Below are 21,521 nucleotides of genomic sequence, written 5' to 3' on the forward strand. Positions count from 1 at the left end.
CGGAAGCCCTCGTACGGGGCGTACTCGGGCTTTCGGCCGGTGCGGCGAGAGGGCGTGCCGGGCGTCGCGACGGGGCGAACGTTGCCTGCCGCGGCTAGCCCCCACCGCGCCCGAACACCGGCCCCAGCACCAGCTGAGCGGCGCCCACCGCCACGGCTCCGTCTCCCCCGGCCGCGACGCGTACCGGCACGGCGTCCTGGCCCGTTCGGCGGGCCCAGGCGTGCAGGACCGCGCCGACCCCGTCGGTGAAGGCCCGCGGCGCCGCCGCCACCGTACGGCCGCCGAGCAGGACGACGTCGATGTCGAGCAGCCCGACGAGGTTCGCCGCCCCGGCCCCGAGCACCCGTGCCGCCTCCTCCAGATCGCCGCGCGCCACGGCACCGAGGCACAGGGCCTCGACGCAGCCGCGGTTCCCGCAGGTGCACGGCGGGCCGTCGAGCTGGATCACCTGATGGCCGAACTCCCCTGCTCCGGTCCTGGCCCCCCGGTGCACGCTGCCGCCGATGACGAGCCCGGCGCCCAGCCCCGTGCCGAGGTGCAGGTACGCGAAGGAGCCGCCCTCGCCCCCGGCGGCGAGGCCCAGCGCCGCCGCGTTGGTGTCCTTGTCGACGACGACCGGCACCCCGAGCCGCTCCGCCAGCGCATCACGCAGCGGGAAGCCGTCCCACTCGGGGAATCCGGTCACCCGGTGCAGCACGCCCCGACGGTGATCGAGCGGCCCGGGCAGGGCGACACCGACCCCGAGCAGGGCCGGATCGCCCCCGGCGAGCCCCTGCCGCGAGCCTGCGTCCGCCCTGCCCGGCCCTCGCCGGGAGCCGACGTCATCCCCGCCCAGCCTCTGCCCGGAAACCCCGTCCGCCCCACCCGGCCTCTGCCCGGAAACCCCGTCCGCCCCGACCGAGCCTCGCCGGGAGCCCTCGCCGCCCTGGGCCAGCCCCTGCCGAAAGCCCCCGTCACCCTGGGCCAGCCCCTGCCGGGAGCCCTCGCAGCCCCCGGCCGGCTCCTCCCCAGGGGCCCCCTCACCACCGGCCGCCCCCTGCCCAGAGGCTCCGTCACCGCCACCCCGCAGCACTCCCGCCACCGCCGCCCGCACCGCACCCAGTACGGCCTGTGAGCCCGCGCCCAGATCCAGCGCGGCCCGCCGCTCCCCGACCACGGTCCCCCGCAGGTCCACCAGCACGACCCGCACCTCGTCCCGGTCGAGATGGACCCCGACCGCGTGCCCGGCCTCCGGTACCAGCCGCAGCACCGTGCGCGGCTTGCCCCCGGTCGACGCCCGGCGCCCGGCCTCCGCCGCGAGCCCGTCCTCCCGCAGCCGGGCCGTGATCTTGCTGACGGCCTGCGGGGTGAGCCCGGTCCGCTCGGCGAGTTCGAGCCGGCTGATGCCCGCCTCCCCGGCGGTCCGCAGCAGGTCGAGCACCAGCGCGGCGTTGTGACTGCGCAGGGCGAGCAGATTCACCCCGCCGCCCCCTGACCCACCCGCGACGGCCCCACCCGTGCCGGCCGCTCCCACGCCTGGCGCCCCGCGCATGCCGTCCACTCCGCCCGTACGGTCGTCCGCCCTGTCCACGCCCTCATTGTCCCCGGCGCTTGCACTTTGGCAACAGCGTTGCGAAAGTGGGTGGCATGACTGGCACACCCCTCGGCACAGCCCCCGGCTCGCCCCTCCGCGTCGGCCTCGTCGGCTACGGCCTCGCCGGCTCCGTCTTCCACGCCCCGCTGATCGCCGCCACGGAGGGCCTCGCCCTCGACACGGTGGTCACCTCGAACCCGGAACGGCAGCAGCAGGCCCGTGCCGAGTTCCCGGACGTACGCCTCGCCGCCACACCGGACGAACTGTTCGCCCGGGCCGCCGAGCTGGACCTGATCGTCGTCGCGTCCCCGAACAAGACGCACGTGCCGCTCGCGAGGACCGCGCTGGAGTCCGGCCTGCCGGTCGTCGTCGACAAGCCCGTCGCGGGCACGGCGGCAGAGGCCCGCGAGCTCGCCGCCCTCGCCGAGGAGCGCGGCCTGCTCCTCTCCGTCTTCCAGAACCGCCGCTGGGACAACGACTTCCTCACCCTGCGCAAGCTGCTGAACGAGGGCGAGTTGGGCGAGGTGTGGCGGTTCGAGTCCCGCTTCGAGCGCTGGCGTCCGAAGCCGAAGGGCGGCTGGCGGGAGTCCGGCGACCCCGCAGAGATCGGAGGTCTGCTCTACGACCTGGGCAGCCACGTCGTCGACCAGGCCCTGGTCCTCTTCGGCCCGGCGGCCTCCGTGTACGCGGAGACGGACATCCGCCGCCCGGGCGCCGAGACGGACGACGACACGTTCATCGCGATCACCCACACCGGCGGCGTCCGCTCCCACCTCTACGTCTCCGCGACGACGGCCCAACTCGGCCCCCGCTTCCGCGTCCTGGGCTCCGCCGCCGGTTACGTCAAGTACGGCCTCGACCCCCAGGAGGCGGCCCTCCGGGACGGCCTGCGCCCCGGCCCCGGCTGGGGTGCGGAGCCCGAGTCGCTGTGGGGCCGCGTGGGCTCCGGCGAGTCCCCGGTGACCGGCGGCGGACGCGCCGAACCCACCCTCCCGGGCGACTACCCCGCTTACTATGCGGCCGTGGCGAAGGCCCTGCTGGAGGGCGCCCCGAACCCGGTGACCGCGCGGGAGGCGGCCGCCGCCCTGGACGTCCTGGAGGCCGCCCGTCGTTCGGCCCGCGAGAAGGTGACGGTGACACTGTGACCCACAAGAGCAACCCCTCCCACAGCCAGGGGCTCACTCCGATGTTCCACCCGGAGCTCACTCCGAGCCTGGAGGAGCTGGAGAAGCAGGAACGACGGCTGGTGTTCCGCCAGTTCACGTACGACGACGCCTGGGCGCTGGGCTCGCTCCTGGTCGAACTGGCCCGGGAGCGGCAGGCCCCGGTCGCCATCGACATCCACCGCGCCGGCCAGCAGCTCTTCCACGCCGCTCTGCCCGGCTCGACGCCGGACAACGACGCCTGGATCGCCCGCAAGCGCCGGGTGGTCGAGCGCTACGGCTCCGCCTCCTACCTGGTCGGCGCCCGCTTCCGCGCCAAGGGCAGCACGTTCGAGGAGTCCTCCCGCCTGGACCCCGACACCTACGCGGCCCACGGCGGCTCCTTCCCGATCACCGTCGAGGGCGTGGGCGTGATCGGCGCGGTGACGGTCTCGGGACTGCCCCAACTCCAGGATCACCGGCTCGTGGTCGAGGCGCTGGAGCGGTTCCAGGGCCTCCAGGTCTCCCACCCGGAATGACCGGAGACTCCCTCCGGTTGGCACCCGCGTACGCGTGATCAAGCGCGGCGCCCCAACCGGAGGGATTCCCCCTGATGACCAGCCCCCTGAAGGAGACCGTCGGCCGGTACGGCATCTGGAGCGTAGGCCTGCGCTCGGAGGACGCGGACCGGCGCGGCGAACTCGCCGAGGCCGCCGCCGAACTGGAGGAACTCGGCTACGGCGCCGTCTGGCTGGGCGGCAACAGCTCCGCCGCCAACGCCGCCCCGCTCATCGAGGCGACCTCGACGCTCACGGTCGGCACCAGCATCCAGAGCATCTGGCAGCACGAACCGGACGCCGCCGCCACGGCCTTCGCGGACTTGGAGTCGGCCCACCCGGGGCGTTTCGTGCTCGGCCTCGGGGTGAGCCACGCCAAGCGGGTGGAGCAGTACGCCCGCCCCTACTCGGCCCTGGTCGAGCACCTGGACGGGCTGGACGCCGCCGGAGTGCCGGCGGACCGCCGTCTCCTGGCCGCGCTGGGCCCGAAGTCGCTGCGGCTGGCCCGGGACCGGGCGGCGGGCTCGATCCCGTACCTGGTCACACCGGAACACACCGCGCACGCCCGCGAGATCCTCGGCGAGGCCCCGCTGCTGGCCCCGGAGCTGGGCGTCATCCCGGAGACCGACCCGGCCCGCGCCCGTGCCCTGGCCCGTGAGTTCCTGGAGCTCTACCTGCCCCTGCCGAACTACACCAACAACTTCCTCCGGCACGGCTTCACCGAGGAGGACCTGGCGGACGGCGGCAGCGACCGCCTGGTCGACGCCCTGTTCGCCTGGGGCGACGACACGGCGATCCGCGCCAAGATCGACGCGTTCATCGAGGCGGGCGCCGACCACGTCGCCCTCCAGGTCCTGGACGGCGAACCGCGCGACGCCCTCCCGCGGCAGGCGTGGCGCGACGTGGCAGCCCTGCTGGGCTGACGTCCTCAGGGACGCGGGGAACCGCGCGACCAGCCACGGACTGCCCGCAGCCGGAAACGGACCGCAGTTCCCCGGCCCTCCCAGCGGAGCGCCTACGCGTCCTTGAACTCCTGCCGCTGCCGCCCGAGCCCTTCGATCTCCAGCTCCACGACGTCCCCGGCCCGCAGGAACGGCTTCGGCTCGGGCGCCCCCAGCGCCACCCCCGCCGGCGTCCCCGTGTTGATCACATCACCCGGGTACAGCGTCATGAACCGGCTGACGTACCGCACGACCTCCCCCACCGGGAAGATCTGCTCGGCCGTCGTCCCGTCCTGCTTCAGCTCGCCGTTGACCCAGAGTTTCAGGGACAGGTCCTGCGGGTCCCGCACCTCGTCCGCGGTCACCAGCCACGGCCCGAGCGGGTTGAACGTCTCGCAGTTCTTCCCCTTGTCCCAGGTCCCGCCCCGCTCGATCTGGAACTCCCGCTCGGACACGTCGTGCGCCACGGCGTATCCGGCGACATGCGCGAGTGCCTCCTGCGCGGACTCCAGATACCTGGCCGTACGCCCGATGACGACGGCCAGCTCGACCTCCCAGTCGGTCTTGAGGGACCGGCGCGGCACGAGGACGGTGTCGTTCGGGCCGACCACGGTGTCCGGTGCCTTCATGAAGACGACCGGCTCGGCGGGCGGCTCGGCGCCCGTCTCGCGCGCGTGGTCGTGGTAGTTCAGCCCGATGCAGACGATCTTGCCGATCCGCCCCAGCGGCGGGCCGATCCGCAGCCCGGTGGAGTCCAGAACGGGCAGCTCCCCGGACTGCGCGGCGGCCCGGACACGGTCGAGGGCCTCCTCGTCGGCGAGCAGCGCGCCGTCGATGTCCGCCACGACGCCCGACAGGTCCCGCAGGGCACCCTCCGTGTCGAGCAGCGCAGGCCGCTCGGCCCCCGCCGTACCGACTCGCAGCAGCTTCATGATCAGTCTCCCTCTGTCGCGGGCGCCCGACCGATGAGCGCGACCCGGATGCGGCGGGGCAGCCATCGGAGGACTGGTCGATCCTCCAAGCCGGCAGTGCCCTCCGCAATACCCCGTTCACGTACTGGGACCGGCCACCGGCCTCCGGTCACCGGTACAGCACGGCCCGCTCGACGGCAGCCCACGTCGTGCTGGTGACGACGTACAGCGCGGCGGCCAGCGGCACGACGGCCACGGTGACCAGCGTGAAGAACGACATGAACGGCATCACCTTCGACACGGCCCCCAGGCCGGGCAGCTGCTCCCCGTCACCGGCCCGGGCGGCCGGGTTCGCGGCCATCATGCGCTTGCCGATCCGGTAGCTGAACGCGGCGACGCAGGCCACGACCACGAACAGCACGGCGTAGACGAGCCCCGCACCACTGAGAACACCCCCGTGGAGCGCGTCCGTCCACCGCTCCCCGAGCGGCGCCGCGAACAGCCGGTGGCCGAGCAGCCCGTTGGTCTCGCCGCCGATCGTGTCGCTGGAGAACAGGTGGTAGAGCAGGAAGAACGCGGGGATCTGGAGCATCCCGGGCAGACAGCCGGCCAGCGGCGACACCTTCTCCTCGGCGTGCAGCTCCAGCACGGCCTTCTGAAGCTTCTCGGGGTCCTTGCCGTGCTTCTTCCGCAGCTCGGCGATCTTCGGCTGGAGCGCGGTGCGGGCCTTCTGGCCGCGCGCGGCGGCCCGGGACAGGGGGTGGACGAGGAGGCGTACGAGCGCGGTGAACAGGACGATCGCCGCGGCGGCGGCCGAGGCGCCGAACAGCGGCTGGAGCAGGTCGGCGAGGTGCTCGACCAGGTGGGCGAAGACGGACATGAGTGAGCCCTCCGGGGGTCTCGTCGTGCCGGAAATGGGTCAGGGCGGCATGACGACCCGCGCGGGGTCACTCACAGGTGTGACAGGTGTGGAGGTGCCCCTACGCGACGGTCGCCCGGAGGGCGTGACCGGGTGCCCGGGGCCGGGTGCGCCCCCGGGCGTCGGGATCACGCTGGGGCAGGAAGGCCGTACGCCGGTCCCGGTCGCGAATGGCCGTACGCACCCGTGTGCGCGGCACGGCGGGCGCGCAGCGGGAGGCGACGACGGCGCAGAGCGCGAGGGCGGACGAGGCCGCGGCGGTGGCGGCGAGGGCGACGGTGGCGGAGAGGCTGCCGGTGTCGAGCAGCGCCACCTCGACGAGCAGGAAGAGCAGCGCGAGGGCGGGACGCAGCGTGGCCCAGCTCCGGTTCACCGGCCGCCCCTCCCCTCGTACGCGCGTATGTCCTGTCGTCCGTTATACAGGACCACCCTCCCACCCGGGCCCGCGACTTCGTACACGGGTTTGAGAAAGGTTCGTCAGAACTCTCGACAACCCACCCGCCACACCCGATGCTTCTCGTCACCCGACAACGGGCCCCCCTTGCGACGCCGGGCCGGGGACCGGCGTGCGCCCTCATCTCCCTTACGGAGGAGCCGTGATACGACGCAGAAGCCTGCTGGCCGCAGCAGGCGGAACGTTCCTCGGCAGCGCCCTGGCGACGGGCACCGCGCACGCGGACGCCACGATCGCCGTCAACCCGTCGACGACGTACGGCACCTGGGAGGGCTGGGGCACCTCCCTCGCCTGGTGGGCCAACGTCTTCGGCGCCCGGGACGACTTCGCCGACCTGTTCTTCACCACCAAGTCCGTGACATACAACGGCCGTTCCCTCCCCGGCCTGGGCCTCAGCATCGCCCGCTACAACCTCGGCGCGTGCAGCTGGAACAGCGTCGGCGGCGAGACGATGGTCAAGTCGCCCAACATCCCCGCCTTCAAGCAGATCGAGGGCTTCTGGCAGGACTGGAACAACGAGGACCCCACCTCCTCGGCGTGGAAGTGGACGGCGGACGCCAGCCAGCGCGCGATGCTGGTGAAGGCGACGCAGCGGGGCGCGATCACCGAGCTGTTCGCCAACTCCCCCATGTGGTGGATGTGCGGCAACCACAACCCGTCGGGCGCGTCGGGCGGCGGCAACAACCTCCAGACCTGGAACTACCGCCAGCACGCGAGCCACTTGGCGGCGACGGCCCTGTACGCGAAGAACAACTGGGGTGTGAACTTCGCGACGGTCGACCCCTTCAACGAGCCGGCCTCCACCTGGTGGACCGCGACCGGCACCCAGGAGGGCTGCCACATGGACCCTGCGGTCCAGGCGGCCGTCCTCCCGTACATGCGCAGCGAGCTGGACAAGCGGGGACTCACGGGCCTGCGCATCGCCGCCTCCGACGAGACGAACTACGACACGGCCCGCTCCACCTGGTCGTCCTTCAGCGCGACGACGAAGGGCCTGGTCTCCCAGGTCAACGTGCACGGCTACCAGGGCTCGGGAGGCCGCCGCGATCTCCTCTACACGGACGTGGTCACCACCTCCCGCAAGAAGCTGTGGAACTCCGAGACGGGCGACAGCGACGGCACCGGCCTGACGATGGCCTCGAACCTGTGCCTCGACTTCCGCTGGCTGCACCCCACGGCCTGGTGCTACTGGCAGGTCATGGACCCGTCCACGGGCTGGGCGATGATCGCCTACGACGCGAACACCCTCCAGCCGACCACCGTCCAGACCAAGCACTACGTGATGGCCCAGTTCAGCCGCCACATCCGCCCCGGCATGACGATCCTGGACACGGGCGTGGACTACGCGGTGGCCGCGTACGACGCGACGGCCCGCCGCCTGGTGATCGTCGCGGTGAACACCTCCGCCTCCGCCCAGACCCTCACCTTCGACCTCTCCCGCTTCGCGACGGTGGCGGGCGGATCGGGGGGCCTGGTCCCGCGCTGGAACACGGTCACGACGGGCGGCGGCGACCTCTACACGGCCCGCTCGGACATCCGCCTGTCCGGCACATCCGTAAGCGTCCCCTTCGCGGCGAAGTCGGTCCAGACCCTGCACATCGACGGTGTGACCCTGTAGTCCCGGGGTGGTCCGGCGGCGGCGGTTCGGGACGAACCGTGAAGCCCGGGTGACGAGCGGGGGAAAGTCGGTGGGCCGAGTGGTCTGGCCTGCGCATCTCTCACGCTCGTCACCTCCCGGCAGTACGGTGTCCCCCATGCGCCCCGACACGCCTGCCGAAAACGTCGACCACACCGCCGAGGCGGCACGCCTGGAGCGGACCGCCGGCCTGTATCCCGAGGACGCGGAGGCCCTGCTGCTGCGGGCGGCGGCCCACCTGGAGCTCGCCGGCGACCGCCCCACCGCGACCACCCTCTACGACCGCCTGCTGTCCTCCTCCGACGGCTTGGAGAACCCCCACCTGGTACGGGCGCTCAAGGCCTCGAACCTGTGGGAGTACGGCCACGAGGCCGAGGCCCGCGCGATCATCGAAGGCGTCCGGGCGGCGTCCCCCAAGGACCCGGCCCCCTGGGTGATCGTCGCGGAGTCACTGGAATCCCACGACGAACTGGAAGCGGCCCACGAGACGTTCACGGAGGCCGTGCACCGCCTCTTGACGGACGTCGAGGAGCCCCCCTACGCCACCCACCCCCTCCTCTTCGGCCGCCACCGCGTACGGCGCATGCTCGGCAGGTCCCACGACGAGTGGGACGCCCTGGCGGACACGGTCCACTCCCTCCCGATCACCCTGGACGAACTCCACGACCCCAAGCGCGTGTGGTCCCTGGGCTCGGAGAACCCCGCGGAACTGGAGGCGGAGATCCTCCGCCTCCGAGCGGAACTGGGCGCGTACCGGGAGGCCCTCTCCCGCCCCTTCCCGGTGGCGATCCTGCACTGGCCGGCGGACGAGCTCAGGGAACTCCTGGAGGCGTACCCGACCCTCGCATCGGAGTACCCGACCCACGAGGAACACCTCGCGACCATAGAGACGGCCCTGCGCGAACTGTCCGCCTCCGGCACCCCCAACCTGGGCATCGTCACCGGCACGGTGCCCTCCTACGAGGCCTTCGCGGCATCGGAACTCTCCTCCCCGACCGACCCGGCCCTCCTCCCCCAGTACGCGACGACGCTTGCGGCGAGGGGACGGGCGGTGGCGTGGCCGCCGCAGCAGGGGGCGGCTTGCTGGTGCGGCTCGGGACGCACGTACGGCGAGTGCCACGGCGGCGCTGCCTGAGAGCCCACTGCCCTTGATCAAGAGGGACCACCGGCAAGGCGCCGCTGAGCCGACCCGGCGTGCGCGGAACCGCTGACGGGCCCGTCACGCCGGGCACCCGCACAGCACACGGCGCCGCCACGTCCCCTGGCCCCCGCTTCCCTCCCCGGGCCGCCCGCTCGCTTCTCTCCCGTGCCGGAGCGGCCCGGGTCAAGGGTGGCCCGCAGGGCCATCGGCGCAGCCGACGCGGAACGCAGCGCAGCGGAGTGAAGCGCCCTTGAGGCGGGGTGCGGAGGCACGAGACTGACCAGGAAGCGGGCGGCCCCTACGGCAACCAAGTGTCGCCGGGTTCGTACGCGGCCTGGTCAGGCTCCTACGGCCAGATCCCACGAGACGGCTGTGGGAGAGCCCGCCCAATCCCCGCCCTCAGTCCTCCAGATCGACGCGATGCCGTGTTCCTCTAGGTACTCGGCGTAGTGCCCTATGTCTTCCGTGAAGAGGGCTACAAGGTGCGGCTTCGGCTCGCCCCGCTTCTGGTGCCAGTAGTAGCTGTACTCGTAGAGCTGCCCCACTGCCTCACGGACGGCCTGAGTCGCGTTGCCCTTCTTGACAGCCTTGCCCTCCACAAGCCAGGAACGCTGCTGATCCACGGCAGGACGACGCAGGACTAGGTCCCTGGGATACATGCCTAGCGTTATCGGCTGATATCCGCGCAGGACAACGTGAAGGCCGAAATCCTTGATGAGCTCTTCGTGGTGCCGTTCCCTGCGCCGGCGGCCGCCGCTGATGTGGACGTAGTAGTCGCTGCTGTCGTTCGGGCGAAAGCCGTCGAGAGGGTCATCGGCGGGGAGAGGGAGATGGCCCTCACTCTCGTAGACAAAGGGCTCGTTCTCCGACGGCTGCTGGAGCCAGACACGACGGCTTGCGGCAGCGTCGCGGAGAAGCAGAGATGCCACACGGAGCTCCTCCGCGAGTGCTTCCTCCGTTGGCATGCTGGCAATCTCATACCGCCGCGCTGCCACACTCGCGGCCTCGTACGCACGGGGTCGCTCAAGCTTGGATGCGAAGACTGGCGTGTGAGCCCAATGCGCGGCCAGCTCGGGTTCCAACCCCGCTCTGAGATGTCTTGCTCGTCTCTTCAGCTCCCTGAGCCGATCGCCCAGCTTGGGGTAGGCGTCCGAAAGCTTGGTTACGCCCTGCTGCAAGGTCAGGGTCACGGAGGTACGGGTCGAGTCGAAGATGTAGGCGAGGTACAGACCCTCTTGGGCCTGGACATTGATCGATTCAGCGAACACGCCGATCCATGGAGTGCTACTCGCGCCTCCCTTACCGCCGTACCCGGAGGCGACGAAGCCATGGGGTAAAGGCAGATCGGCCATCCTCTCGACCTCTCGAAGGAGGTCCTGAGCTGGCACACCGGTAGCCGTACCGGCCTTTGGGTCGTAGGTCTCCGCTATACGTATGAGCAGATCACGTAAGTGCACGCTCAAAACGTAACCTGATGCGATCAGTTGTGTCGCTGCGGGGATCGATCTCGTGCGCGTGGGCGTACTCACCCTGCCCAGCCCGAACTACCTTTTGACTGTGGCCGGGCCCCTGTCAGCGCCTCTTGATAGAACAGCCTCATCGTCGATCGTCGCGATCAATCGGGGGATCCTGCCAGTGTCTGAGCGCCGCCGCACCGAAGCGTTTGCCCCTGCCGATGGACTGTACGAGCAGTTGATCACGCTGCGCTTCGAGCAGCAGTTGAACGAGCTGGCTGGTCTCGGATGGCATCCCATCAGCGAGGCGGTGGGGTCCGAGTCTGTGCCACACGTCCTAGCTCGGCACATCGGGGGCACGGTTCGGCAGGTGTTGCAGAACCTCCCGGCAGAGGAACGGGTCTACGCAGCGAACCACATCTTGGAGTCCCTCAGCACGCTGCAAGGCGCCCAGGAGTGGGTGGACTTGATCGCTGATGGACCGCGCCAGCTCCTCGCAATCACCCGGCAAGAAGCACCCGGTGTCTTTGCCGTACGCCCGGGTATCCCGCTCTCCGATGCCGCTCTGATCACCAACTCACCCGAGGACCCGAGCCTAGGTTTCGAACTACGCGCGGAACTCGCCACCGCCGACCGCGTGGACCTGCTGTGCGCCTTCGTGAAGTGGCATGGGCTACGGATCATTGAGCAGTCGCTGAAGGCAGCCCATGCACGAGGGGTGCCGATACGGGTCATCACGACCACCTACATCGGTGCCACCGAGCGGCGCGCGTTGGATCGACTCGTGGAAGAGTTCAACGCGCAAGTCAAGGTCAACTACGAGACACGCTCGACACGGCTGCACGCCAAGGCGTGGCTGTTTCGTCGTAGGAGCGGATACGACACGGCGTACGTGGGCAGCTCAAACCTGTCCAAGGCAGCGCTTCTCGACGGCCTGGAGTGGAACGTCCGGCTCTCCTCGGTCGCCACACCTGACGTGATGCGCAAGTTCGAGGCCACCTTCGACGCTTACTGGAGCGACCCGTCGTTCGAGACGTACGACCCTAAGGCGGATGGCGACCGCCTTCGCGAAGCCCTCGCGATTGCGGGCGGTACAACATCGACGTCCGCGGCTCAGCGTGGGATCACCTTGTCGGGGCTGGAGGTACGACCGTATCCCCACCAGCGCGACATGTTGGAGCGGCTCGAAGTCGAGCGTGAGGTGCACGGCAGGCACCAGAACCTGCTGGTGGCAGCCACAGGCACGGGCAAGACGGTGATGGCAGCGCTTGACTACAAGCAACTGCGTAAGAAGCATGGCCGTGACCTGCGGCTCCTCTTCGTCGCCCACCGCAAGGAAATCCTCGAGCAATCGATGAGGACGTACCAAGACGTGTTGGTGGACGCGAATTTCGGCGAATCGCTTCACAGCGGTGAAATCCCAGAGCGTTGGTCACATGTCTTCGCTAGCGTGCAGTCGCTGAGTGCCAAGGGTCTGGACCGTCTCGCTCCCGATCACTTTGATGTGATCGTCATCGACGAGTTCCATCACGGAACCTCACCGACGTACCGTAAGATCCTCGATTATTTCCAGCCGTTGGAGCTTCTGGGGCTCACCGCTACGCCTGAGCGCATGGACGGAAAGAACATTCAGGACGAGTTCTTTGACGGCCGGATCGCAGCCGAAATGCGCCTATGGGAGGCGCTCGAAAATGATCTACTCAGCCCTTTCCACTATTTCGGCATCAGCGACTCCACAGACCTCAGCACAGTGGAGTGGAAGCGCGGGACGTATGACCCAACTGCACTGAGCAATGTGTTGTCGAGCAACGCCAGGCGTGCCCGGCTGGTCGTGAAGGCCGTCCGGGATAAGCTGTCCGATCCCAGCTCCATGCGAGCGTTGGGCTTCTGTGTGTCAGTAGCCCACGCCCACTTCATGGCTGAGGTCTTCCGAACAGCCGGCCTTGAGGCCATCGCCCTGTCTGGAGAGACGCCGGCCGAGCAGCGCCAGCAGGCGCTGAATGACTTGGCATTCGGAAGGCTCCAGGTGATCTTCTCGGTCGACCTCTTCAACGAAGGCCTCGACATCCCGGACGTAGACACGCTACTGCTGCTGCGCCCGACATCCAGCGCCACGGTGTTCTTGCAGCAGCTCGGCCGCGGGCTCCGCCGGTCCGAAAGCAAGGCGGTACTCACCGTGCTCGACTTTATCGGACAGCACCGCAAGGAGTTTCGTTTCGAGAATCAGTTTCGAGCACTCACCAACCTGACACGCAAAAGGCTACTCGACCACATTGAGCACGATTTTCCCCAGCTCCCCTCCGGCTGCCAGATCATCCTTGAAGAGAAAGCAAAAAAGGCGATCATCGCCAACATCAAGCATCAGATCGGCGTCAATGTCACTGCGCTAGCGCGCGAGGTTGCGGACTATGCAGAGCCGAGGCTTAGCCACTATCTAGAAGAGAGCGGCCGCGACCTGAAGGAGCTCTACCGAGGAAGCGGCAACTCCTGGACCGGTCTCCTACGCCGCGCCGGACTCCTCAAGGGTGATCCACCTGAAGGCGAGGCAGCTCTCCTCAAACGCATCCCTGCGTTTCTGCACGTGGATGATCCACTGCGTGTAGGCGCATACACCCGGATGTTGGAAGATGAGGCGCCAACCTACAGCGAGCTCGACGAGCAGGGACAGGCGTATGCTCGCATGCTCTTTTTCCAGCTCTGGCCCCTCGGCGGTGTGACTCGCAAGAGCTTCGCCAGCTACGACTCCGGCTTCGCGACGCTACGTAAACAGGAGGCAGTGCGGAGTGAAATCCGCCAGATGCTGGCGTACAACCTCGCCCACACGGAGCACGTCCCGATTCCCCTCCTCGGGATCGGAGACAACGCCGGGGTCCCGCTGACCGTCCACGCCTCATACAGCCGCGAGGAGATCCTGCCTGCCCTGGGTACGTCCGCCATCGGCGGCTTCATGCCCGGCGACTTCCGCGAGGGTGTGAAGTGGTGTGAGTCCATGAAGACCGACGCCCTCCTCATCACCCTGGAAAAGGACGAGAAGGACTTCTCCCCGCAAACCCGCTACCGCGACTATGCCCTCAACGAGACCCGATTCCACTGGGAGTCCCAACACCAGATCTCGGAGACCTCTCCTACAGGTCTGCGGTATCAACGCCACGCCACTGATGGCAGCCATGTCCTGCTCTTCGTACGTCGCTACAAGAGCACGGACATCGGCGGTGCCCAGCCATGGATGTTGCTGGGCCCCGCTGACTACGTGGAGCACATAGGCAGCAAGCCAATGGCCATCACGTGGCAGTTGCAGCACCCGCTTCCGGCCGATGTGTGGACGTACTCAGCAATCGCTGGGTGATGCCTCACAGCCCCCGGCGTGAGAAGCGGATTCAGCCTCAAAGCGCATCTGCGCTCGGTCGAGCATGTCGTCCGCATCTCGACCATGGGCCCGGAACCAGTGAAGGAAGTCGGTGATCGCCGCGATCACCGACTCTTCCGCCACGGTTGAGGTCAATCTGTTCGCCCCCACCCTGTGCCGGGGCTGTGCAGCGGCCGCGTAGTGGCGCAGCAAGGCCTCGGCTCGCACCACGCTGGAGGCTTGCACGTGCCCATCGGCCGTGGCGAGCCGTGTCGCCAGCTCGCACCAGGTGATTTTGCGGTCCGCGCACAGCAGCACGCCCCAGCGGTCGGCGACTGCGTCCACGAGAGCCATCCCGCGCCCCTCCTCGGCGTCCGCGTCCGGGGCGCGGAGAGTGGGGAGGGCGCGCGTGTCAGGGTCGTGCACCTCGATGCGCAGGTGCTTGTTCTTCATGGAGACGGCCAGTGTTGCGGGGGTGCCTGGTCCCACATGAGTGATGACGTTGGACACCAGCTCACTGACGCACAGTTGGGCTTCGTCGACCAGGTGCTGTAACCCCCAGACCCCCAGATGCAGCCGCGTGATCCGACGCAGGGCCGCCACCTCCGCCGGTTCGGCCGTGAAGGCGATGTCCCATGGCTTGCGTGGCATGCAGGCTTCCTGACTCACGCGGACCCCTTTCATCGCGGTTGGCACCGCATCGACAGCGCAACGTCACGGATGCTCACGGTGAGTTGCGTTGGAGACCAGAGTGCGGGGAACGCATCCCGTTCTGCAATGTGCAGGAGGGGATTCCCACTTCCGAGTGATTGGCAGGCACACCCCTTGGCGCGAGACTGAACGCTCGCTATTTGAAAGAGGGTTGAGATGGCCGGATCACCCACGGCACGCCGACGGCGCCTCTCGATCGAGCTGAAGAAGCTCCGCGAGAGGAGCGCCCTGACCTGCGCTCAGGTCGGCGAGGCCCTGGATTGGAGCGGCTCCAAGGTCAACCGGATGGAGACGGGCAGCGGACGCGTCCAGCCCTCGGACATCGACGCCCTGTGCCGCTTCTACGACACGAGCGACGAACTGCGTGAGTTCCTCAAGTCCCTGGCTCGGCAAGCGAAAGTGCGCGGTTGGTGGCAGGTCCACGGCGCCGGCGTGCCTGAGTGGTTCAACATCTACATCGGCCTGGAGCAGGACGCTTCGACCTTCCGGCAGTACCAGTGCGAGGTGGTGCCCGGCCTCATGCAGACCGCGGTGTACGCCTCCGAGCTTCACAAGGCTGGGGCACACATGTCCGTAGAAGACATCGCGAAGGCGGTGCGGGTACGGATGGAACGCCAAGCCATGCTGAGGCAGCCGGAAGCTCCAGACGCCTGGTTCATCGTGAACGAGGGCGCGCTACGCCACGTTATCGGTGATCGCGCCTTGATGCGGGAGCAGTTGGAACGAGTTCTGGAGACGGCCGCTCTACCGACCGTGACTGTGCAGGTCCTTCCCTTCGACTCAGGGACCCGCCCAACTACCGGTTCTTTCACCATGCTGGGCTTTCCGGCCCCCGAGGATCCGGACATCGTGTACCGGGACGGCATCACGGATGCTGTGTACCTGGAGGGCGAGCATCATGTACGTGAGTACACGAGGGCGTTCGACGGGCTGCGAGCGGCAGCCCTGAGTCCTCAGCGCTCGGCCGTGTTGATCGAGTCGATCTTGAAGGATTACGCGTAGTGATATCGCCTGAGTCCGACGCCAGCACCCGTCTCGTGTGGTTCCGGTCGTCCTACAGCAACGGTGCCGGAGGCGAGTGCGTGGAATGCGCGCTCACGAGTCATGGCGCTCTTGTTCGGGACTCGAAGAGAGTGGGGGCGAATGTGGTCGCTGTCAGCGGCGATGCATGGCGCTTCTTCATCCAGCCCATGAAGTGCGTCAGCGTGAAGCCCTGACCCGGACGGGACCTAGCTCAGCCCCTTCTCGTACCGATACTGCGCCACCAGTTCCTCCCACTCCCCGGCCTCACCCTCGCTCACAGCAGCAGTCCGCGTCTCGCCCACCAGCGTGCGTACTCGGTCTGCTATCTGCGCGGCCTGACCTCTGGACGTATACACGCCCAGGACGAGAGCGGTGGAAGCATCGTCGTTCTCACTGGCGAGGGTGAAGCTCCAGGGGATCTCGCACGGTGGGGCGTGGTCGGGGTCCGGGCACAGGAGGCGTTCTATCGGGAGCTGGAGTGCGAGGGCCTCTTGTGAGGTCGGGAAGCCGTGGATGCGGATCTCGTACACCGTTGGTTCGTCTTCCACCATGGGCACTCGCCCTTTCAAGTTCAACTGTCTGGTTCAAAGCTCAGCCCGTCTCCGGTCAGCCCAGTTCCCCCCGTTCGATACAGAACTCGTTGCCCTCCGGGTCCGTCATCACGACCCAGCCGCGGCCGTTCGGGAGGGTGCGGTCCGTGAGGATCCGGGCGCCCAGGGACACGGCTCGTTCGACCTCCTCGGCGCGGGTGCGGCCGGTGGGGCCCAGGTCGAAGTGGATACGGTTCTTCGTCGCCTTCGCCTCCTCGACTCTGATGAAGAGGAGGCCGGGCGCGCCGTCCGGGAGTTCCACCAGGACTTCGTCGTCCCCGGGCTTGTCGATGCCGGAGATGGGTCGGCCCAGGAACTCGGCCCAGAAGCGGGCCAGTTCGTAGGGCTCGTTCGTGCAGTCGAAGGTGATGTGGCGGATGCTGGGATTGGGGTGCAACGGTCGTCTCCCTCACGTCGTCCGACGCGCCGGTGGCGCTTCGCAGGATGCGTGGGGAGGCCGGGGCCTGTCGAACCATTTGGCGTTCCCGGTCCCCCGCATTCGCCGCCCGCCGCGCGCCGCGCGCCGCCTCAGCCGGGCAGGACGGAGGCGACCGCCTCGTGGAGGTGTTCCGGCTGATCCAGATGGACGTCGTGGGCCGCGCCGGGGATGCGGATCAGGCGGGTGCCCGGGCGGCGGGTGAGCATTGTGGACGGCTCGTCGGGGCGCATCGTGCCGTGTTCGCCCTGGATGAGGAGCGTGGGGCAGGCGATGCGGGACCACTCGTCCCAGTAGGCGGTGGTGGCCAGTTCGGCGACCGTGTCGATGATCGTGGTGCGGTCCATGGTGGAGTGCCAGCCGTCGGCCCGCCGCTCCAGCGTTCTCGTCCATGCCTCGTGGCCGAGGAAGGCCTCCGCCTCCCGGAGGGACGGGAACGGGGTCGGCCAGCTGTCCAGCCAGGTCGCGATCCTGGCCGGGAGGCCGGGGGACGGACCCGCCGGGCCCGCTTCGATCAGGATCAGGGACTTCACCAGGTGGGGGTGGGCCGCGGCCAGCAGCATCGCCGTGTGGCCGCCGAGGGACTGGCCCAGGAGGGTGACGGGGGCGAGGTCCAGTGCCTCGATCAGGGCTGTGGCGTCCTGGACGTGGGCCTCGCGGGTGGTGGACGCCGGTGTGCGGGTGCTGGCGCCGTGCCCGCGGGCGTCGTACGTCACCACGCGGTGGCCGTCGGCCGTCAGTTGCGCGGCGAGGGTGTCCCACTCGCCCTGGTGGCCGGCGAGGCCGTGCAGGAGGAGGAGCGTGGTGACGGGCTCGGCTACGGGGTGGTGGGTCCGGTGGGCGAGGCGGGTGCCGTCGGGGGTGGTGAGGGTTCCGGATGTCGTGCGGGTCAAAGAGTCCCCTCTTCGTCGGCTTGGCCGGCCTCCGTGGCGACGGCCACCCCCGGTGTGACGAGGGGTGGCCGTCGTACGCCTGGTGCCAGGAGCCTACGACGCCGGGGTCAGGTCCGCTCGGCCGAACAGGAGGGCGTAGCCGGCGGGGAGTTGGGCCAGGATGCGGGTGACCAGGTCGTCGCCGACGAGGGGCGGGAGCGCGCCCAGGACCGAGCTGACGTCCCAGCGGGCGGTGGCGGACGTGGCTCCGGGCGTGCGGGACGCGACCTCGTCGACGAACCGTGCGGCCGTGAGGCGCCGCGTGGCCGGGATCTGGGAGGCGATCAGCCGTGCGGCCTCCGGGGGCAGGGCCCGGGCCAGGTCGACCCGTTCGTCGCCGGTGACGTGCGTGCCGAGGGCGGCCAGGACGGTACGGGTGACCTGTTCCGCCTTCGACCGGGTGGGGTACAGGCCCGACTCGCGGACCGCTTCGACCAGTTGGCGCCAGCCGTCGTCGGCGGCGGAGGCGTGCGGGGCGAGTCTCGTCGTCACACGGGGCACCGTCGTCGTGCTCATGTGTGGGGTTTTCCTCCGGATGCTTGAGGGGGCGAGCCTGGGTCGCGCCGCCGGGGGCTCGTCCCGGCGGCGCGACGTACCTCTGGTGGTGCGGTGAGGTCAGCTGCTGAGCTGCCTGCGCGTGTCGCCGCCCGAGATCTGGATGCGGCGCGGCTTGGCCTGCTCGGCCACCGGGATGCGCAGGGTCAGGACGCCGGCCTCGTAGGAGGCGTCGATGCGTTCCGTGTCGAGGGTGTCGCCGAGGAACAGCTGGCGGGTGAAGGTGCCGGTGGGGCGCTCGGCGACGAGGGGCTCCGCGCCTTCGGGAGCCGGGGACCTGCGCTCGGCTCGGACGTTCAGCACGTTGCGCTCGACGTCCAGTTCAATCGTCTCGGGGTCGATGCCGGGGAGGTCGAAGTGGACGAAGAAGTCGTCCCCGGAGCGGTAGGCGTCCATCGCCATCGCCGACGGGCGGGCGGTGGTGGGGCCGAAGACCTGCTGGGTGAGTCGGTCGAGCTCACGGAAGGGGTCCGTGCGCATGAGCATCACTGGTCACTCCTCTCTTCGGGTGCAGTGGGTGCGATGCCATACGGTCTGCGTCTTCTTATATAGCTCGGAGGAGGAAACTTGACAAGCCCGGACTCAGGTTCGGGTTTCCGAGGCACGCGGGCTAGCCTCAAGATCTTGAGCAGGGTGTAGGACGCAGGAGGCACGTATGGCGAAGGTTCCCAGCGCGGTGGTCGCCGCGAGCGGGCTCGTGGGCGGGTACGGCGTGGCCCGCTGGACCCGGCAGCGGCCGCTCGGCGGGGTCGTCCTGGCCGCGGCCGGGGTGGTCGCGGCGCGGCAGTGGCGGCAGCAGGCCGGTGGGGTGGCCGCGGGGGCGTTGTCGGCCGCGTATGTCGCCGCCTTCGCCGGGTCGCATCCGCTGGCGAAGAAGGTGGGCGCCTGGCCTGCCGTGTTCGGCGTGGCGGGGGCCGTGGGGCTGGCGTCGTGGGCGGTCGCGGACCGGCGCGGCTGACCGGATGATCCGGGAGCGCTGGGCGGGCTGACCGGATGATCCCGGAGCGCAGGGCCGGCTGACCGGATGATCCCGAGGCGCCGGATCGACTGACCGGCCGATCCCAGTGCGCCGGACCGGCTGAGCCGGTGAGCCCGCCCGGCCGACCGGCTCGCCCTCGCGGACACAGCAAAGAACCCGGCCCTGAATCCCAGGGCCGGGTTCTTGATCGGAGCGCCGGGCAGGCCTTGCACCTGCATCTCCCCACAGGAAGTGGGGCGTCTTTCCTTGGACCACCAACGCATCGTCTGCCCGCCGGAGTTCCGGCGACTGGACGCAGACCAACTATAGCGCAGTTGCTGTTATCCCCCGCACCACCAGGCCGTCTCCTCACCGGCCCCCGTAGGTAAGCGACTTATGACGCCGAGGTACGACGACGTGACACGACAGATCAGCCGCCGGAGCATGTTGAAGGCAACGGGCATCGGTATAGGTGCCGGTGTCGGCGCGACCGCGCTCGCCACCCCGGCCGGTTCCGCCGGCGCGAGTTGCTCGACGTAGGCGCGACGTGTGATCTCAGCTCACGAGCCGCAGCACGTCCGCCAGACCGCGCTCACCCGTGCGGGGTTCCGCCGGGAGGATGTAGGCACGCAGGCCGCAGGCGGTCGCGCCGCCGTCGCGGGTCGGGTTGTCGCCGACCATGAGGGTGGCACGGGGGTCGCTGCCGAGGTCGGCGCAGGCTTTGTGGAAGAGTTGCGGATCGGGTTTCTCGCGGCCCTGCTCGTAGGAGATGACGCAGGCGTCGACCAGGGCGTCCAGCCCGTGGTGGGCGAGGTGGGTGCGCAGGTCCCAGGCGAAGTCGCTGACGACGCCGATACGCAGTCCGCGTGCGCGCAGTGCCCGCAGGACCGGTTCGGTGTCGGGGTAGGGGGTCCAGGCGTCCGGGGCGGTGAGTTCCCGGTAGGCCGCCTCCTCCGCGCCGCGCAGGAAGTCCACCCGCTCCCACCAGCCGAACATGGCGCGACGGTGCCGCTCCGGGGAGAGATCCCGGCCGTGCTGAAGGGCGACGACGGAGGGCAGCCGGAAGGCTTCGCGCAACTGCTCGGATATCTCGGCCACCGCGCCGGGCTCGTCCAGCACGGCGGGGCGGCCGCAGGCGGTGCCGACCCGGCGCAGCCACGTCTCCAGGTCGATCATCTGGAAGATGGTGTTGCTGAAATCGAACAGGACGGCCTGTACGGGGGGCACGGGCGCGGCCGTCTCGATGTCGCTGGGGTGGTAGGCGCTGGGTGTTTCGAACAGGGTGTGGATCACGGGGAGGGCTCTTCGGGTTCGACGGTCTCCACCGGGACGCCGAGGTCGCGTATGGCCGCGACTTCCGCGTCGGAGATGCCGGTGTCGGTGATGACGGCGTCGTAGTCGGCCACGGTGCCGTAGGCGTACGTGGCGGTCTTGCCGAACTTCGAGTGGTCCGCCAGGAGCAGGGTCTGTTCGGCGGAGGCGGCCATGGCCAGCTTCACCTCCACGTAGTCGTTCAGGGGGTGGAAGAGCTGGCCTTCCAGAACGGCGGTGGCGGACATGAGGGCGAGGTCGGCACGGATCTGGGACAGGGCGCGGGTGACGGTGGGGCCGGTACAGGAGTTGAAGTCGCCGCGGTAGTGGCCGCCCAGCAGGGTGACGCTCACGCCGGGTGCGGACCCGAGGCGTTGCGCGAGGCCGACGGAGTTGGTGACGACGTGCACCTGGTCGAGTCCGGCCAGCCTGGGGACCAGGGGGAACAGGGTCGTCGAGTCGTCCATGAGCACCGTGCTGCCCGGTCTGATCCGGTCGGCGACGGCTGCGCACAACGCGTTCTTGGCGGCGAGGGCGCTGGTCTCACGGAAGCGGGTGGCCGTCTCCATGGTGAGGGCGGGGAAGGCGACGGCCCGCCCGCGTTCCTTGCGCAGCAGATGGCGCCCGGCCAGGTCGTCCAGGTCCCGGTGCATGGTCATGAGGCTGACGTCGAAGTGCCGGGCGAGGTCGTCGATGCGGGTCTCGCCGTGGTCGGCGACGTACCGCAGCACGGCCTGCCGTCGCTCCTCGACGGCGGCGGCCGACAGGCGCGTACGGGCGGTCACAGCGCCCCTCCTTCTCGATCGCTCCGGTCTCGCAGTCTCGCACACTGGCCGGTGGCGGCCGGGGCCCGGCCCGGGCGGGTGTGGTTCGGGTCGGCGTAGTAGGTGACCCCCAGCGCCTCCAGGCGGTCGACCATGCCGTCGAACCG

General features: G+C 69.4%; 22 protein-coding genes and 1 pseudogene. 9 read left to right on the forward strand and 14 right to left on the reverse strand.

What is annotated here, in order from left to right; genetic code table 11:
• Positions 1 to 94 precede the first annotated feature (94 nt).
• Positions 95 to 1,531 carry an ROK family transcriptional regulator gene (locus AB0937_RS37975; protein ID WP_366718725.1) on the reverse strand — a complete coding sequence of 479 codons (1,437 nt, stop codon included), beginning with the start codon at positions 1,529 to 1,531 and terminating at the stop codon, positions 95 to 97.
• Between the two features lie 95 nt (positions 1,532 to 1,626).
• Between AB0937_RS37975 and AB0937_RS37980 the strand changes: the two genes are divergently transcribed.
• The 3 genes from AB0937_RS37980 to AB0937_RS37990 all read left to right on the forward strand — a co-directional run bounded on the left by AB0937_RS37980 (position 1,627) and on the right by AB0937_RS37990 (position 4,195).
• A complete protein-coding gene (locus tag AB0937_RS37980; RefSeq protein ID WP_366718699.1) occupies positions 1,627 to 2,718 on the forward strand; it encodes a Gfo/Idh/MocA family oxidoreductase in 1,092 nt (363 codons plus the stop codon).
• Between the two features lie 41 nt (positions 2,719 to 2,759).
• Entirely contained in the window at positions 2,760 to 3,254 is a 495-nt protein-coding gene (locus AB0937_RS37985; RefSeq protein WP_366718727.1) for a heme-degrading domain-containing protein, read from the forward strand.
• A gap of 74 nt (positions 3,255 to 3,328) precedes the next feature.
• A complete protein-coding gene (locus tag AB0937_RS37990) occupies positions 3,329 to 4,195 on the forward strand; it encodes an LLM class F420-dependent oxidoreductase (protein ID WP_366718701.1) in 867 nt (288 codons plus the stop codon).
• A 92-nt stretch (positions 4,196 to 4,287) separates the two neighbouring features.
• Here the strand turns inward: AB0937_RS37990 and AB0937_RS37995 are convergent, their stop codons facing one another.
• From AB0937_RS37995 to AB0937_RS38005, 3 genes are all read right to left on the reverse strand, one after another.
• Positions 4,288 to 5,145, reverse strand: coding sequence for a fumarylacetoacetate hydrolase family protein (locus AB0937_RS37995; protein ID WP_366718703.1), 858 nt, complete (start codon positions 5,143 to 5,145; stop codon positions 4,288 to 4,290).
• 148 nt (positions 5,146 to 5,293) lie between these two features.
• Positions 5,294 to 6,004 carry a YidC/Oxa1 family membrane protein insertase gene (locus AB0937_RS38000; protein WP_366718705.1) on the reverse strand — a complete coding sequence of 237 codons (711 nt, stop codon included), beginning with the start codon at positions 6,002 to 6,004 and terminating at the stop codon, positions 5,294 to 5,296.
• A 100-nt stretch (positions 6,005 to 6,104) separates the two neighbouring features.
• A complete protein-coding gene (locus AB0937_RS38005) occupies positions 6,105 to 6,416 on the reverse strand; it encodes a DUF6412 domain-containing protein (RefSeq protein ID WP_366718706.1) in 312 nt (103 codons plus the stop codon).
• 223 nt (positions 6,417 to 6,639) lie between these two features.
• Between AB0937_RS38005 and AB0937_RS38010 the strand changes: the two genes are divergently transcribed.
• Together AB0937_RS38010 and AB0937_RS38015 are read left to right on the forward strand one after the other, a co-directional pair.
• Positions 6,640 to 8,115, forward strand: a complete 1,476-nt coding sequence (locus AB0937_RS38010) for a beta-1,6-galactanase (protein ID WP_366718708.1) — start codon at positions 6,640 to 6,642, stop codon at positions 8,113 to 8,115.
• A gap of 136 nt (positions 8,116 to 8,251) precedes the next feature.
• Positions 8,252 to 9,268 (forward strand): SEC-C metal-binding domain-containing protein, encoded by a 1,017-nt coding sequence (locus AB0937_RS38015; RefSeq protein WP_366718710.1) that lies wholly within the window; start codon positions 8,252 to 8,254, stop codon positions 9,266 to 9,268.
• A 344-nt stretch (positions 9,269 to 9,612) separates the two neighbouring features.
• Here AB0937_RS38015 and AB0937_RS38020 read toward each other — a convergent pair whose 3' ends face one another.
• Complete coding sequence (locus tag AB0937_RS38020; protein ID WP_366718711.1) at positions 9,613 to 10,731, reverse strand: DUF3578 domain-containing protein; 1,119 nt, start codon at positions 10,729 to 10,731, stop codon at positions 9,613 to 9,615.
• Positions 10,732 to 10,909: 178 nt separating this feature from the next.
• Here AB0937_RS38020 and AB0937_RS38025 point away from each other — a divergent pair, with 178 nt between their 5' ends.
• Complete coding sequence (locus tag AB0937_RS38025) at positions 10,910 to 14,074, forward strand: DUF3427 domain-containing protein (RefSeq protein ID WP_366718729.1); 3,165 nt, start codon at positions 10,910 to 10,912, stop codon at positions 14,072 to 14,074.
• Here the strand turns inward: AB0937_RS38025 and AB0937_RS38030 are convergent.
• Positions 14,057 to 14,725: an ATP-binding protein gene (locus AB0937_RS38030; protein WP_366718731.1), complete on the reverse strand. Its 669-nt coding sequence runs from the start codon at positions 14,723 to 14,725 to the stop codon at positions 14,057 to 14,059. The two genes, AB0937_RS38025 and AB0937_RS38030, sit on opposite strands and share 18 nt — an antisense overlap.
• 216 nt (positions 14,726 to 14,941) lie before the next feature.
• Between AB0937_RS38030 and AB0937_RS38035 the strand changes: the two genes are divergently transcribed.
• A complete protein-coding gene (locus AB0937_RS38035; RefSeq protein WP_366718713.1) occupies positions 14,942 to 15,787 on the forward strand; it encodes a helix-turn-helix transcriptional regulator in 846 nt (281 codons plus the stop codon).
• 35 nt (positions 15,788 to 15,822) lie between these two features.
• Positions 15,823 to 16,002, forward strand: coding sequence for a DUF397 domain-containing protein (locus AB0937_RS38040; RefSeq protein ID WP_366718733.1), 180 nt, complete (start codon positions 15,823 to 15,825; stop codon positions 16,000 to 16,002).
• Between the two features lie 12 nt (positions 16,003 to 16,014).
• On the opposite strand, the gene AB0937_RS38045 is transcribed toward AB0937_RS38040, so the two are convergent.
• The 5 genes from AB0937_RS38045 to AB0937_RS38065 form a co-directional block, all read right to left on the reverse strand.
• On the reverse strand, positions 16,015 to 16,359 hold the full coding sequence (locus tag AB0937_RS38045) for a hypothetical protein (protein WP_366718715.1): 345 nt from the start codon (positions 16,357 to 16,359) through the stop codon (positions 16,015 to 16,017).
• 55 nt (positions 16,360 to 16,414) lie between these two features.
• Complete coding sequence (locus AB0937_RS38050; RefSeq protein WP_366718716.1) at positions 16,415 to 16,795, reverse strand: VOC family protein; 381 nt, start codon at positions 16,793 to 16,795, stop codon at positions 16,415 to 16,417.
• Between the two features lie 131 nt (positions 16,796 to 16,926).
• Complete coding sequence (locus AB0937_RS38055; protein ID WP_366718717.1) at positions 16,927 to 17,727, reverse strand: alpha/beta hydrolase; 801 nt, start codon at positions 17,725 to 17,727, stop codon at positions 16,927 to 16,929.
• A gap of 93 nt (positions 17,728 to 17,820) precedes the next feature.
• Positions 17,821 to 18,282 carry a DUF2267 domain-containing protein gene (locus AB0937_RS38060; RefSeq protein ID WP_366718718.1) on the reverse strand — a complete coding sequence of 154 codons (462 nt, stop codon included), beginning with the start codon at positions 18,280 to 18,282 and terminating at the stop codon, positions 17,821 to 17,823.
• Positions 18,283 to 18,381: 99 nt separating this feature from the next.
• A complete protein-coding gene (locus tag AB0937_RS38065) occupies positions 18,382 to 18,807 on the reverse strand; it encodes an Hsp20/alpha crystallin family protein (protein ID WP_366718719.1) in 426 nt (141 codons plus the stop codon).
• A gap of 169 nt (positions 18,808 to 18,976) precedes the next feature.
• On the opposite strand from AB0937_RS38065, the gene AB0937_RS38070 reads away from it, so the two are divergent.
• Positions 18,977 to 19,279 carry a hypothetical protein gene (locus tag AB0937_RS38070; protein WP_366718721.1) on the forward strand — a complete coding sequence of 101 codons (303 nt, stop codon included), beginning with the start codon at positions 18,977 to 18,979 and terminating at the stop codon, positions 19,277 to 19,279.
• 555 nt (positions 19,280 to 19,834) lie between these two features.
• Here the strand turns inward: AB0937_RS38070 and AB0937_RS38075 are convergent.
• The 3 genes and pseudogenes from AB0937_RS38075 to AB0937_RS38085 form a co-directional block, all read right to left on the reverse strand.
• Entirely contained in the window at positions 19,835 to 20,572 is a 738-nt protein-coding gene (locus AB0937_RS38075) for an HAD-IA family hydrolase (RefSeq protein WP_366718722.1), read from the reverse strand.
• Positions 20,569 to 21,375, reverse strand: a complete 807-nt coding sequence (locus tag AB0937_RS38080) for a DeoR/GlpR family DNA-binding transcription regulator (RefSeq protein ID WP_366718724.1) — start codon at positions 21,373 to 21,375, stop codon at positions 20,569 to 20,571. The genes AB0937_RS38075 and AB0937_RS38080 overlap by 4 nt, the downstream gene beginning before the upstream one ends.
• 65 nt (positions 21,376 to 21,440) lie before the next feature.
• A pseudogene (locus AB0937_RS38085) lies at positions 21,441 to 21,521 on the reverse strand (VOC family protein); the annotation flags it as partial.

The organism is Streptomyces sp. NPDC047880 (assembly GCF_040706515.1).
GTDB lineage: Bacteria > Actinomycetota > Actinomycetes > Streptomycetales > Streptomycetaceae > Streptomyces.